This is a genomic window from Brevibacillus agri (assembly GCF_004117055.1).
GTDB lineage: Bacteria > Bacillota > Bacilli > Brevibacillales > Brevibacillaceae > Brevibacillus > Brevibacillus agri.
Genome location: NZ_CP026363.1, coordinates 4,163,468 through 4,176,643, shown reverse-complemented (window position 1 = coordinate 4,176,643; position 13,176 = coordinate 4,163,468). Strand labels below are relative to the sequence as shown.

Here is a 13,176-nt window from a genome sequence, read left to right as displayed (position 1 = left end):
TCAATGTGAGCGGTGATAGGTGTTGTCCTGTCATGTGCTGCATTGTCCGCGTGTATTGGGAGGGAGGAACCGGTATGTCGAAACAGTAGGCAGCGGCAGGTACTTATTCCTTGTCGGTGCCTTTTTTATAAAGTGACAGGTAAAATTTTCCATAAACGAGTAAGCGAAAACAAGCTAATAAAACGAGAGAAAACGATACATTCTACAAACATTGGATATGAGAAAAGGGAGAGAAGCCGCATGGGGTTGATCGTGCAGAAATACGGAGGCACCTCTGTAGGGACTATTGAGCGAATTTTACGAGTTGCGGACCGAATTATCAGCTACAAAGAAGAAGGGCATGACCTGGTAGTCGTCGTGTCTGCGATGGGCAAATCTACCGACGTCCTGGTAGATATGGCCAAACAGATCAGCGCCTACCCTTCCGAGCGTGAAATGGATATGCTGCTGACCACGGGGGAGCAAGTATCGATCGCATTGCTCGCGATGGCCTTGCATTCCAAAGGCTACGATGCCATTTCTTTGACTGGCTGGCAGGCCGGAGTGACGACAGAAGCGATCCACGGCCGGGCGCGGATCAAGCAAATTGATCCACAGCGCATTCAGGCGGAGCTCGGTCGAGGCCGCGTCGTGATTGTGGCAGGGTTCCAAGGTCTTAGCGACGAAGGAGAAATTACAACGCTCGGCCGCGGTGGATCGGATACATCGGCGGTTACGCTGGCAGCCAGCCTGAATGCTGACAAATGCGAGATTTTTACAGACGTTTCTGGCGTTTACACGGCCGACCCGCGCATGGTGCCGGCAGCAAGCAAGCTGAATACGATCTCGTATGATGAAATGCTGGAGCTTGCCAATCTCGGCGCAGGCGTCCTGCATCCGCGTTCGGTGGAGGCTGCGAAAAAATACAAGGTACGGCTGGTGGTCCGCTCCAGCTTTACTGCCGAAGAGGGTACGTACGTTGAGGAGGTTGCCAACATGGAAACAGGAAGAGTAGTAAGTGGAGTCGCGCATGACGAAGATGTCGCCAAAGTTACGGTTGTCGGGATGCCTGCAAAGGTGGGGACTCTTTCCCGCCTGTTCAATACACTCGCAGACAACCAGGTGAACGTCGACATCATCATTCAAAGCTCCTACGATGCCGCTGTCACGAACATTTCGTTTACGGTCGCGGCAGATGACTTGAAAAAGGCGCTGGATACGCTGGAAAACAACAAAGCGGAGCTGGGCTTCGAAAAAGTCGACTTCGAGCAAAACTTGACCAAAGTGTCCATCGTCGGCTCCGGCATGGTGAACAATCCGGGGGTTGCCGCTGAGATGTTCCGCGTTTTGGCTGAAAAAGAAATTTCTATTAAAATGGTTTCGACGTCGGACATCAAAGTGTCCTGCGTTATTCCTGCTGGCCAAACCGAGCTTGCCGTTCGCAGCCTGCATACGGCATACGGACTTGATGTGGCGGAAACAGCAGTCGTGCACGGCTTATAAGAAGCAAATGCTCCCTCGCCCGCTGGCAGAGGGGGCATCTTTTTGAATGATTCGCGAGTGCGGGTTCCCGCTGCCTTTTGCAATGACAAAAGTATGGCAGTATCCCGCACGAAGGCGAACGGCTTGTTTATTTTTGCGTCCGCACCTTGATAAGAATGCGGGACGAGCTTTCGATCTCCAGTTGTGCGGACGTGTCCTTGCCCTTCCACTGCTCGATGCTGCCGGCGATGATTCCGGCTTCCAGTGACAAGGCGCGGCTGAGCCGCTCGGGCGTTTGGTAGTTGTAGATAGTGTGCGAGAGCTTGTAGACGATCGCGTCTGCCGTTTCTTCCACGAGATCGAGCTGTCCCAGCCCAAGGCGGATAAAAGGGAGAATCGGGCCCGTGGAAGACTGAACCGGAATTTTCCGGCCGATGTCTTTGCCCAGCCAGTACAATATCGGGCTTTCGCTGTCTCCCAATAAGGCGTTCGTCAATGTTTCGCGGAGCAGATGGTAGCCGAGATAAGGCATGTGCATGCGTTCGGCCACCGGAATCGTGTGGGGCGGCAACAGGGCTGCCAACTGATCGGTATCTTTCATCTCGCTTCCCTCCTGTCTGTACTAGATTATGAGAGGGAGGCTTGCTTCATGACCGATTAAGAGAAAAAATAGTGAAACTAAACAAAGTTATTCTATCAATGTATTTAGTCTACTGATTGTCTTGACGCTATGTGTCGACAAGAGTACAATTGGATTTGGTCAAAGTTTTGCCCAACTTTTTTTCGTATTTTGACACATTCCGACAAAGTTAGGCGTGGAGAGAGCTAACGGTTTTTTGGCATGTCTAATGGGTCAGGCAATGGGTTAGGATATGGGAGAAAGGTCCATAAAAGAGCGCTACATACACTGAAAGGGGGACCATTGTATGGCGAAAGGCCATAGCTTTCTCAGTCACAAGCTGCACTCACTTCTTGGTTTGTTTCCGATCGGGCTCTTCCTGCTGTTCCACTTGACAGCCAACTACCAGGCGACCCGTGGAGCCGAAGCTTTCAACCAGACGGTAGGTCTGATTGAAAACGTTCCACTTCTGCTTGTAGTTGAATTTGTCTTCATCTACATCCCGATCCTGTTTCACGCTGTTTACGGTCTCTACATCGCGTTCCAAGCGAAACAAAACGTAGGGAACTTCGGTTACTTCAGAAACCACATGTTTCTGTGGCAACGGGTAACAGGTATCATTACCCTCATTTTCATTGTTTGGCACGTATGGGAAACTCGCATTCAGAAGGCATTGGGTGCACATGTTGACTTCGACATGGTCGCAAACATTTTCAGCAGCCCAGCAATGATCGTATTCTACACAATCGGGATTATCAGCACGGTTTTCCACTTCTCCAACGGACTCTGGTCGTTCCTGGTTCACTGGGGAATTACGGTTGGACCACGTTCCCAACGAATTGCAACATACTTCACTATGGTCGTATTCGTAGTTGTAACCTTCATCGGATTGCGTGCGATGTCGGCTTTCATTCTGTAGGGATAGGGGGACTAAATCATGGCAAAAGGTAAACTTATCATTGTCGGTGGTGGATTGGCCGGCTTGATGGCTACTATCAAAGCTGCAGAAAAAGGCGTTCCCGTTCAGTTGTTCTCCCTGGTTCCGGTAAAACGTTCCCACTCTGTTTGTGCGCAGGGCGGTATCAACGGTGCGGTAAATACCAAAGGGGAAGGCGACTCCACATGGGAGCACTTCGACGATACAGTTTACGGTGGAGACTTCTTGGCAAACCAACCACCAGTAAAAGCAATGTGCGATGCAGCACCTGGAATTATCTATATGCTTGACCGGATGGGCGTCATGTTCAACCGCACACCAGAAGGTCTGTTGGACTTCCGCCGTTTCGGGGGAACAAAACATCACCGTACTGCGTTTGCAGGTGCGACAACCGGACAACAACTGCTGTACGCGCTGGACGAGCAAGTACGCCGCTACGAAGCAGAAGGTCTGGTTACCAAGTACGAATATTGGGATTTCCTCGGAGCCGTTTTGGACGAGACAGGAACCTGTCGCGGGATTACCGCGCAAAACATGCGTTCCGGTGAAATTCAATCCTTCCGTGCAGATGCCGTTATTTTGGCAACAGGCGGCCCTGGTATCATCTTCGGTAAATCGACCAACTCGATCATCAACACAGGTACAGCAGCGTCTGCCGCTTACCAGCAAGGCGTAATCTACGCCAACGGTGAGATGATCCAGATTCACCCGACTGCGATTCCGGGCGACGACAAGCTGCGTCTGATGTCTGAATCCGCGCGCGGTGAGGGCGGTCGCGTATGGACGTACAAAGACGGTAAGCCTTGGTACTTCCTGGAGGAAAAATATCCTGCCTACGGAAACCTGGTACCGCGTGATATTGCGACTCGCGAAATCTTCTCTGTCTGCGTAGACATGAAACTGGGCGTCAACGGCGAAAACATGGTGTACCTCGATCTGTCCCACAAAGATCCGAAAGAGCTGGATGTAAAACTGGGCGGTATTATCGAGATTTACGAAAAATTCGTAGGGGATGACCCGCGCAAAGTGCCGATGAAGATTTTCCCTGCCGTTCACTACTCCATGGGCGGAATGTGGGTAGACTACAACCAAATGACCAACATCCCTGGTCTGTTTGCAGCGGGTGAGTGCGATTACTCCCAGCACGGCGCGAACCGTTTGGGTGCAAACTCCCTGTTGTCCGCGATCTACGGCGGTATGGTTGCCGGTCCAAAAGCGATCGAGTACATCAAAGGCTTGAATCAATCTTCGGATGATCTGTCTTCTACTCTCTTTGACAGCTACACGAGCAAAGAACAGGCGAAATACGACAGCATTTTGAAAATGGACGGAACGGAAAATGCTTACCTGATCCACAAGGAGCTGGGTGAGTGGATGACAGACAACGTAACGGTAGTTCGTTACAACGACCGTCTGCAAAAAACAGATGAAAAGATTCAAGAGTTGATGGAGCGCTACAAAAAAATCAACATCAACGATACAAGCAAATGGAGCAACGCAGGTGCTTCCTTCACTCGTCACTTGTGGAACATGCTCGTCCTCTCCCGTGCGATCACAATCGGTGCGCTCATGCGTAACGAGAGCCGCGGCGCTCACTACAAACCGGAATTCCCTGAGCGTGATGACGAGAACTTCATGAAGACAACTATGGCGAAGTTCAATCCGGAAACAACCGCGCCAGAAATCTACTACGAAGACATCGATGTTTCGTTGATCCCGCCACGGAAACGTGACTATACGTCTGACAAGAAGCATTAAGAGAGGAGGAAACGGATCATGGCAGAAAAATTGATTCACCTGATTATTACTCGCCAAGACAGCCCTGACAGCACTCCATACAAGGAAGAGTTCAAAATCCCGTACCGTCCTGGTATGAACGTCATTGGTGCGCTGATGGAGATTCAACGCAATCCGCTCAACGCGCAAGGCCAAAAAACTTCTCCGGTCAACTGGGAATCGAACTGCTTGGAAGAAGTATGCGGCGCGTGCTCGATGGTCATCAACGGAAGACCGCGCCAGGCTTGCTCGGCGCTGATCGATAAACTGGAACAGCCAATTCGTCTGGAGCCAATGAGCACGTTCCCTGTACAACGCGACTTGTCGATTGACCGTAGCCGCATGTTCGATGCGTTGAAACGTGTAAAAGCATGGATTCCAATCGATGGTACGCATGATCTGGGACCAGGTCCGCGCATGCCGGAAGTAGAGCGTCAATGGGCGTACGAGCTGTCCAAGTGCATGACGTGCGGGGTATGCTTGGAGGCTTGCCCGAACGTGAACGCGAAGTCCGAGTTCATTGGACCGTTTGCGATTTCCCAGGTTCGCCTGTTCAACCAGCATCCAACTGGTATGATGAACAAGCATGAGCGTCTGGAAGCTCTGATGGAAGACGGCGGTATCGGCGATTGCGGTAACTCGCAAAACTGCGTGCAAGCTTGTCCAAAAGGCATCCCGCTCACGACCTCGATTGCTCACATGAACAAAGAAACGACCAAACATGCGGTGAAGAAATTCTTCTTCTCCTAATCGTTTGGCAAAAGAAAAAGGCGTGCGCCGGTTTAACCGGAATGCACGCCTTTTTTTCTTGCGTCAGCGACAGCGGCGACTGCCAGTTTTTCGAACATGCGAACGAACTGCTCCCACTCTTCTTCGGTGAGGTGGGAAAACAGTTGCCGGAGCGTTTCCAGCCGCGTCTGCTTCGCCTGGGCCAAAATGTGTTTTCCGGCTTCCAGCAGACTGATATGGACGACGCGCCGATCTTCCTCATCGCGCTCCCGGCTGACGTAGCCGTGCTTGTCCAGCCGGTCGATCATCGCGGTAATCGCGCTGGGCTTGACCATCATCGAATCGGCCAGTTCGCCGACGGTACATCTTTGGCGTTGCTCCAATTGATGAAGGATGTAAAATTGCGGACCTGTCAATCCGGGAACAGGCTCGGCCATATGCGTCCCCAACGTGCGCATGATGGTGCGAAAAGCTTCTTGCAGGCGGTCAATGGACTCGGGGAAGGGGAGGACATGCTGGTTTCAGCTCCTTGCAGCTTAATAACAATACATTTCGGACAGGAAATATTTAACGGTATTAAATATAGGCTGATTCACCTGTTTTGTCAACCTTAGGGCAAAAGACGAGAATACCCGAGCGGCTCCCAGTGAAAACTGATACATAATGGGTGTACTTCCAACAAGGGGGCAAACGATGAAAAAACAGGTGATGAGCTTAGGGTTAGTGTTGGTTTTGCTTCCCGTAACGACAGTGGGCCATACACGCGCGGATGTCTTTGCATACGGCGACGCCATCAGCTTGCGCAGTGTGGTCATGCACGATTTGGCGGAAATGAAGGAGCAATCACATACAAGCCACGCGCCGGGCGAGGCCGGAAATCATGTCCGCGCCGAGCGGGCCAACGAGTGGCAGCGTTCCGAGCATGTCGTCCTGGGCGAACAGGCTGTCAGCGCACAAGCCTCTACGCTGGAGATGATCGAAGCGAACCGCGCCTGGCGGGAGGCAGGGGTTAAAGGAGAAGGAATGCTCATCTCGGTCATTGATACAGGCGTAAACCCGCGGCATCCTGATTTGCCGCCGCCGCACGACAAGCGGCTGGCTGTGCAGAAGTCAGGCTCGCCGCAAAAAGTAATTCCGGGCTTCAACTGGGCAGACCGCAATCAGACGACCGAGGACGTAGCCGAATCGCAGCACGGCATCCATGTCGCCGGGATCATTGCCGCCAACGGCAAAGTCAAAGGAGTCGCGCCGGAATCGCAAATCATGAGCCAAAAAGTATTTTCCAACTACCAGGGGGAAGTGCCAGGCTTGAGCGAGTCGATCTTGTTTGCGATTAACGATTCGATCGCCAAAAAAGCCGATGTCATCAACCTCAGCCTCGGCTCCTCCGCCGGTTATGTGGACGAGTCGAACGTCGAGCAAATGGCCGTGAAAAAGGCGGTGGACAACGGCGTCATCGTCGTGGCGGCAGCGGGGAACGACTCGTACTTCGGCAGCGACAAGGTGCGGGCGCAAAATCCGGACGTGGCCATGATCGGCTCCCCCGGCCTCAGCCCTGATGCGTTTTCCGTCGCATCCGTCAACGCGACGACGCTTGCGGGCAACAGCTTCAGCGTCCAGGGAGTGCCAGGGCTGGAACGCGTCGTCTACTTGCCTGGGCACGTGGAGAGCGGGTCGGCGCTCAATCCGATAGCTTCTCTGGTGAAGCCGTATCCGCTCGTTTACATGGGAAAAGGGAAAAAAGAAGACTACAACGTATCGGTCAAGGAAAAAATCGTGCTCTTGGAGCGGGGGGATACTTCTTTTGATGAAAAGCTCCGCCTTGCCAAAGAAGCGGGTGCCGTCGGCGCGATTATTTACAACAACGAACCCGGGCCGCTCATCATCAGCGCGGAGCATTTGAAGCAAATTCCGGCGGTGGCGGTGCTGAAGCAGATGGGCGAGCAGTTGGCGCAGGCGGTGAAAAAAGGGAAAAAAGTGACGGTCGCCTTCAATGGCGAGTACGCGCAAAACCCGATGCCTTATCCGGACGGCGGAACGATTTCCGGCTTTTCCTCCTGGGGACCGACTCCTGACCTGCAGTTCAAGCCGGAAATTTCGGCGCCGGGCGGAGGGATTTTGTCGCTCGTCCGCGATTCGGAGTACGCAGTCAAAAGCGGAACGTCCATGGCGACGCCACACGTAGCAGGCGGGATGGCGCTGCTCAAGCAAGCCTACCAAAAGCAGGGGCGCAACTTGCAAGGCCGGGCCTTGGTCGAAACGTTGAAGGCAGCGGCGATGAACACAGCCGAGCCGATTTTGGACCCGCGGGTGAGCGTGGCTGCTTCCGACAAGGCCAAAGTGAAAAAATATCCGTACAGCCCGCGCGTTCAAGGAGCAGGCTTGATGCAAATCGCCAAAGCGATCCAGACGCCTGCCGTGGTGGTCGATGCCAAAGGCAAGGCTGGCGTCTCGCTGGGAGAGATCGGGAACACGACAACGTTTTCCTTGTTTGTCGATAACAAGTTCGGGAAAAAGCCGATAACGTACCAGCTCCACGACGAGTTCGGCGTCATGACCGACTTGCGCAAGGACGGCTTGAACATGCTGACGGCAACCGCGCTGGAAGGGGCGCAACTCCGCTTTTCCGCTCCGAAGGTAACCGTGGAGCCTGGCAAGCGCGCCGAGGTCAAGGTGACGCTCGCCATCCCGCAGGGAGCAGCCCGCAACCAGTTTGCCGAAGGCTTTATCTCCTTTGCGCCGGATGACAAGTCGCTGCCTGCCTTGCGCGTCCCTTACTTCGGCTTTTTCGGCGACTGGGACGAGCCGCGCATTATGGACCAGCCTGTATGGGAGGCTGGCAGTCAGGAAAAGCGGACGGGCGTCAAGACGAGCTGGTACCACGACAAGCGCAACGACAAATGGCGCTACCGCGATTATTTGGGCGTGACCGGGGTCAAAGAGGACGGAACCGTACAGATTGATCCAGGCCAGATTGCGTTTTCTCCCAACGGAGACGGCCATTACGACATCGCGGCTCCTTCGATTACGTTTTTGCGCAACGCCCGGCAAGTGGTCGTGGAAGTAACGGATCAGTCCGGAAAGCCGATACGCGCGCTGGTGCGGGATGAAAAAGTCAGCAAGTACGACCAGTCCAAGCTGGGAACGCCTTATTACTACACCGAGCGCGAGGCGTGGAGCTGGGATGGCAAAATTTTTTCGCCGCAAAAAGGCAGCTATGTGCAAGCGCCGGATGGAGCGTACCAGTTTTTAATCAAGGCGAAAATCGACGGCCGCGATGCCAATTGGCAAACGATGACGCTGCCGATCCGGGTCGACACGAAGCCGCCAGTCCTCAACGCTTCTCTGTCCGGAAACAAGGTGCAGTGGAGCAGCCGCGACAAAGACGTGCAAGGCTATCTGCTCTACGTCAACGGGAAAAAAGTAGGCGGCCCGTATTCGCCGAAAATCACCAGCACGATCATCAATCAGCCGGAGAAAAAAATAAGCGTAGTCGCCTTCGATTACGCCGGAAACATCAGCGTGGCAAACATTAACGGGAAAAGCGACACCGTCCCGCCGTTCGTGGAATTTCCCGACGATCTGTTCAGCTATCTGAAAATATCCAAACAGCCGGATGTCGCCTTGCGCGGGAAGGTCACAGGCGAGGAGCTGCTGGATCGGGTCCGGCTCTCGATCAACAAAACGCCTGTCAAGCTGGAGGCAGACGGTTCGTTCGAGACGATTCTCCGGCTGCAGGAAGGGCTGAACTACGTCGTGTACAGTACTGCCGACATGTACGGCAACACGCGGCAGTTTACGCAACGGGTCATCGTCGACACAAGCCCGCCGATGCTCCAGCTCCAAAACGACGGGACCGAAGACATTCAGTTTGATCCAGCGACGAAAACGATGCTGCTGCCGATCCGCTTCCTGTACCGCGACCAGACGTACAAAGGACAGGCCAGCGTCAACGGCCAGATCGTCGCCAACTTCGAGGAAGACCAGTTGGAAATTCCTGTGCATAAAAATTTGACGCACATTTTGCCGATGAAACAAGGAGAAAACCGCGTCTTGATCGAAGGAAAAGATGGAGCAGGCAACCAGAGCACGCTGCTATTGTACGCGTACGTAGATGCGAGCGCAGGCACGGTCGTGCTCAGCCAGGGGGAACAGCGGTTGAACTACCGGGCGAGGACGATCGCGGCTCCCACGATCAAGCTGATGAACAATCAGGTGGAAGGCCAGGAAGGCGAGCTCCTGCCGATTGAGGGCAAGGTGACGGGAGCCGGGCCGGTCAGCTTGCGAATTACGTACGGCGATCATCATGTGCCTGTCGACGTCAACGACCGGGGAGGGTTTCGCCTGGTGCTGGACCGGATTGAGGAAGGCAAGCAAAAACTGACGGTTGTCGCGACTGATTCGCTGGGGCGGGAAGCTCGTGCCGAGATGAATGTGATCGGGAAAAAGAAGCAATAGGGATGGCCCGGCAACAGCGGATAATCGCTAGAGCCGGGCCTGCTCCTTTGGGGGGAAGCAAATTCGATGTTTTACCACGGGATAAAGTGGGAATATGTTACGAGAGAGTTTCCGCTGCTGTCGCCGAGAAGAATTGCCGGGAAACACGGCAAGGAGCAGTGCATGGATCGGCTGCACCTGCTTCAGCAGTTTGGCCTGGAGCCTGTCCATCTGCTCGAATCCGATGAGAGCTATCCGGACGAGCGGTGCATCAGGGAATGCTTGGCGTTTGGCGATACGGTGTTTGCGTTTGAGCGGCTCAGTTTGCCGATGTGGCAGCTAAGCAGGCATGAGGTCGGGGTAGAAGTGCTCGATTTGCGCACGTGCTCGGCCATTTATACCAAAAGGAATGATACCAAAGTAGAGGATTGGTTTCCGAAAATTCGCAGAACAAGTGACCTTTTGCCTATAAAGTTTTTGTGATAGTCTTGCATCTGCCAAATATCGACATTATGATAGTCCTATAGCAGAGATAATTGCCCGGGAAAGGAAGAGATCGCAAATGATAGTCCAATACCTAGATCCGTTTCTTGAATCAGCCTCCTCCGTGATTCAACAAGTGTGCAATGTAGACATTTCGCGTGGGGAATTAGCTGAAAAAGAATGGAGCAATTCGGAAGGTCACACCTGGATTCGTATCGGGATGACAGGTCAATTGCAAGGAGACGTGTTTTTTGGTCTGCAAGAGGAGTTGGCTTTGCGCATCGTCTCTGCCATGATGGGCGGTTTTCCTGTACAGGAGATGGATGAGCTCGGGAAAAGTGCGATTTCCGAGTTGGGGAACATGATCTCTGGCAACGCCAGTACGCTTTTGTCCAATCGCGGTGTGATCGTCGACATTACGCCGCCGCTGTTTGTGCAGCACCACGATTTGAAGGACGTGACAGGGACAGCCTTGACTGCTCCGCTCGACCTGCACGACATGGGACGGATGGAAATTCAAATTATCGTCATTCGGTAAGAGACGGCTGCGGCCGTCTTTTTTTTGTGCAGGTAAGAATGGGAAAGAGCGGTTTTCGCCAGAAGAAGGGCACCGTAGCGAGAGTTCGAAGCAGGGGGAGAAAGCAAGTTTTGTATCCGCTGGCTGCGAAGAGTCTGGCAATGGCTTCGCGCCATCGGGTTTTCTAATGCGCACAGCTTTGAATCTATTTGCACCTGCGGGTTGTATTGTCTGAAATATAAAAAAACATAAAATATTTTTTGATTGTATAGATGATTTTTTTTAGATGGTGTATTGTTGGAATTAGTAAGGGGGTAGGAGTGCTTGGCATATGTGAAACAACTGCTTGGGATGTTCTTCCTAGTGATCGTCGTCTGCGGCGGGCCGTTTATGCTATACACGGTCAAGGACGAAATCGTCTTCGCGCCGGAAGAGATCGTCGTTCACACCGTATTCTTGATCCAGCAGATCGCGAGTGGTTCTCTCGGCACGTACTATTTGGGCGAAAATGAGAGAAGCATTGCAGAAGATATCGTACCGTTTGCCATGAACACGTTCAAGCTGCTGTTTGCCAGCGTCAGCATCGCGGTCGTAGCCAGTCTCGTATTCGGCTTGTTTTTGCAGCGCTTCCGTGCGGTTCGTCAACTGCAAAAGGTTTTGAACCTCGTTGCCACGATTCCTGATTTTATTCTGATTTTTATGTCGATTCTGGCAGCCGTTGCCTTTTACAAGCTGACGAATATTCGCATCATCACGCTGTCGCCTACCAGCGACTCCGCCAACGACTGGTTCCCGATGACGCTTCTGGCGATCGGACCGACGATTTTCCTGATGAAAGTAGTCAGCCTCAAGTACGCGCAGATCGGCGGCGAGGACTACATCAAGACAGCGCTTGCAAAAGGAATGGGCATCTGGCACGTGCTCACCCATCACGTGTACAAAAACATCAAGCCGTTTCTCGTGGCGGATTTGAAAAAGACGATCGCGATTACGGTAGCAAACTTGTTCATCGTGGAGTACCTGCTCAACGTCGTCGGCCTGACCCGCTTTATTTTCAGCAAAGATGGCGGCTACCAGTTCAACGCGGCGGTGATGGGGCTGCTCGGGATCATTTTGCTCTCGATTTTGGTCTACGTGCTCATCCGCGCGGTTCTGTATTTGTTTGAACGGGTGGTCGTTTACAAATAACGCGATTTTTATTCGGAACGAGTGAGGTTTTTCTATGCAAAAACGATTCAACTGGTCATTGTGGATCGGCGGCATCCTGGTGGCGCTGCTCGTGCTCATCGGCGTGATCGGGCCGTATATCGCCCCGTATGAGCTGGACTTTCAGGAAAAGCTGCGCAACGAGGTCGTCAACGGCAAAACGATCATTGTCGCACCGCCGCTGCCTCCATCCGCGGAGCATTGGCTGGGAACGGATAAATGGGGCTACGACCTGCTGACCTTGCTGCTTCACGGCGCGCCTTACACCGTGTTCGTCACGCTGGCAGTGGCCGCCGTGCGATTGTTGATCGGGATTTTTCTCGGCCTGTACATTGGCGTGCAGGACAAGCCCCAGCGCTGGTGGCTGGCGATTGAAAATGCCTGGAGCTACATGCCGATCTTCATCCCTGTCTATTTCTTGCTGAAAGGGATCAGCATCAACCCGCTGATGCCGACATCCACGCTTGTGTTGTTTTTCATCGTGGTCGTCGGCGTGCTGGGAGCGCCCTCTGTTGCTTCCTCGATCCGGCAAAAGACGGAGCAGATCAAGGAGTCGCAGTACGTCCTGGCTGCCGTCTCGCTCGGGGCGGGCCGCGAGCAGATCATTTTCCGGCATATCTTGCCGCATCTGAAGGAGCAGATCATCATTATATTGGTCACGGAAATGGTCGCGATCATGACCTTGATGGGGCTTCTCGGGATGTTCGACCTTTTCGTGGGCGGGACAAAAATGACGATGGACCCGGTTCTTTTCCACTCGATCACGCACGAGTGGGCAGGGCTGCTCGGTTCGTACCGGGGCTTTGTGTACAGCAATTACACCTGGATTTTCCTCACGCCGCTGGTTGCCTTCGTGATCGCGGTCGGCTCGTTTACGCTGCTGGCAAAGGGACTGCGTGAGAAGTTTGAGCAGACGTATCATCGGACGCCGTTTATTTAAAGGATGGAAGCTTAGCGCATGCAGCCCCAGTCTTGAATGGATCGGGGCTTTTTGCTTGCGGCGTTTGCTCC

General features: G+C 53.3%; 11 protein-coding genes. 9 read left to right on the top strand and 2 right to left on the bottom strand.

Annotated elements, in window-relative coordinates:
• The first annotated feature begins 240 nt into the window (after window positions 1–240).
• On the top strand, window positions 241–1,482 hold the full coding sequence (locus tag BA6348_RS20445) for an aspartate kinase (protein ID WP_005834924.1): 1,242 nt from the start codon (window positions 241–243) through the stop codon (window positions 1,480–1,482).
• A gap of 127 nt (window positions 1,483–1,609) precedes the next feature.
• On the opposite strand, the gene BA6348_RS20440 is transcribed toward BA6348_RS20445, so the two are convergent.
• Complete coding sequence (locus tag BA6348_RS20440) at window positions 1,610–2,062, bottom strand: DUF2507 domain-containing protein (RefSeq protein WP_005834922.1); 453 nt, start codon at window positions 2,060–2,062, stop codon at window positions 1,610–1,612.
• A 325-nt stretch (window positions 2,063–2,387) separates the two neighbouring features.
• On the opposite strand from BA6348_RS20440, the gene BA6348_RS20435 reads away from it, so the two are divergent.
• From BA6348_RS20435 to sdhB, 3 genes are read left to right on the top strand one after another with little or no spacing between them, the layout of a single operon-like run.
• The gene (locus tag BA6348_RS20435) at window positions 2,388–2,999 is read left to right on the top strand and encodes a succinate dehydrogenase cytochrome b558 subunit (protein WP_005834920.1); all 612 of its coding nucleotides are present in this window, start codon (window positions 2,388–2,390) and stop codon (window positions 2,997–2,999) included.
• Between the two features lie 18 nt (window positions 3,000–3,017).
• A complete protein-coding gene (gene sdhA, locus BA6348_RS20430) occupies window positions 3,018–4,775 on the top strand; it encodes a succinate dehydrogenase flavoprotein subunit (protein ID WP_005834917.1) in 1,758 nt (585 codons plus the stop codon).
• Between the two features lie 18 nt (window positions 4,776–4,793).
• On the top strand, window positions 4,794–5,543 hold the full coding sequence (gene sdhB / locus BA6348_RS20425; protein WP_005834915.1) for a succinate dehydrogenase iron-sulfur subunit: 750 nt from the start codon (window positions 4,794–4,796) through the stop codon (window positions 5,541–5,543).
• Between the two features lie 32 nt (window positions 5,544–5,575).
• On the opposite strand, the gene BA6348_RS20420 is transcribed toward sdhB, so the two are convergent.
• Entirely contained in the window at window positions 5,576–5,980 is a 405-nt protein-coding gene (locus tag BA6348_RS20420) for a MarR family transcriptional regulator (protein WP_129552227.1), read from the bottom strand.
• A gap of 235 nt (window positions 5,981–6,215) precedes the next feature.
• Between BA6348_RS20420 and BA6348_RS20415 the strand changes: the two genes are divergently transcribed.
• The 5 genes from BA6348_RS20415 to BA6348_RS20395 all read left to right on the top strand — a co-directional run bounded on the left by BA6348_RS20415 (window position 6,216) and on the right by BA6348_RS20395 (window position 13,105).
• Entirely contained in the window at window positions 6,216–9,980 is a 3,765-nt protein-coding gene (locus tag BA6348_RS20415; RefSeq protein ID WP_005834911.1) for a S8 family serine peptidase, read from the top strand.
• 66 nt (window positions 9,981–10,046) lie between these two features.
• Complete coding sequence (locus tag BA6348_RS20410; RefSeq protein ID WP_122952547.1) at window positions 10,047–10,442, top strand: hypothetical protein; 396 nt, start codon at window positions 10,047–10,049, stop codon at window positions 10,440–10,442.
• A gap of 79 nt (window positions 10,443–10,521) precedes the next feature.
• Window positions 10,522–10,980 (top strand): chemotaxis protein CheX, encoded by a 459-nt coding sequence (locus BA6348_RS20405; RefSeq protein WP_005834907.1) that lies wholly within the window; start codon window positions 10,522–10,524, stop codon window positions 10,978–10,980.
• Window positions 10,981–11,283: 303 nt separating this feature from the next.
• The gene (locus tag BA6348_RS20400) at window positions 11,284–12,147 is read left to right on the top strand and encodes an ABC transporter permease subunit (RefSeq protein WP_025844125.1); all 864 of its coding nucleotides are present in this window, start codon (window positions 11,284–11,286) and stop codon (window positions 12,145–12,147) included.
• A 34-nt stretch (window positions 12,148–12,181) separates the two neighbouring features.
• The gene (locus BA6348_RS20395) at window positions 12,182–13,105 is read left to right on the top strand and encodes an ABC transporter permease (protein WP_005834904.1); all 924 of its coding nucleotides are present in this window, start codon (window positions 12,182–12,184) and stop codon (window positions 13,103–13,105) included.
• The last annotated feature ends 71 nt before the right edge of the window (window positions 13,106–13,176 follow it).

Coding starts and splice junctions, on each gene's coding strand:
- BA6348_RS20440 (WP_005834922.1), bottom strand. CDS start 2,062: ATGAAAGATACCGATCAGTTGGCAGCCCTGTTGCCGCCCCACACGATT.
- sdhB (WP_005834915.1), top strand. CDS start 4,794: ATGGCAGAAAAATTGATTCACCTGATTATTACTCGCCAAGACAGCCCT.
- BA6348_RS20420 (WP_129552227.1), bottom strand. CDS start 5,980: ATGCGCACGTTGGGGACGCATATGGCCGAGCCTGTTCCCGGATTGACA.
- BA6348_RS20405 (WP_005834907.1), top strand. CDS start 10,522: ATGATAGTCCAATACCTAGATCCGTTTCTTGAATCAGCCTCCTCCGTG.
- BA6348_RS20435 (WP_005834920.1), top strand. CDS start 2,388: ATGGCGAAAGGCCATAGCTTTCTCAGTCACAAGCTGCACTCACTTCTT.
- sdhA (WP_005834917.1), top strand. CDS start 3,018: ATGGCAAAAGGTAAACTTATCATTGTCGGTGGTGGATTGGCCGGCTTG.
- BA6348_RS20395 (WP_005834904.1), top strand. CDS start 12,182: ATGCAAAAACGATTCAACTGGTCATTGTGGATCGGCGGCATCCTGGTG.
- BA6348_RS20410 (WP_122952547.1), top strand. CDS start 10,047: ATGTTTTACCACGGGATAAAGTGGGAATATGTTACGAGAGAGTTTCCG.
- BA6348_RS20445 (WP_005834924.1), top strand. CDS start 241: ATGGGGTTGATCGTGCAGAAATACGGAGGCACCTCTGTAGGGACTATT.
- BA6348_RS20415 (WP_005834911.1), top strand. CDS start 6,216: ATGAAAAAACAGGTGATGAGCTTAGGGTTAGTGTTGGTTTTGCTTCCC.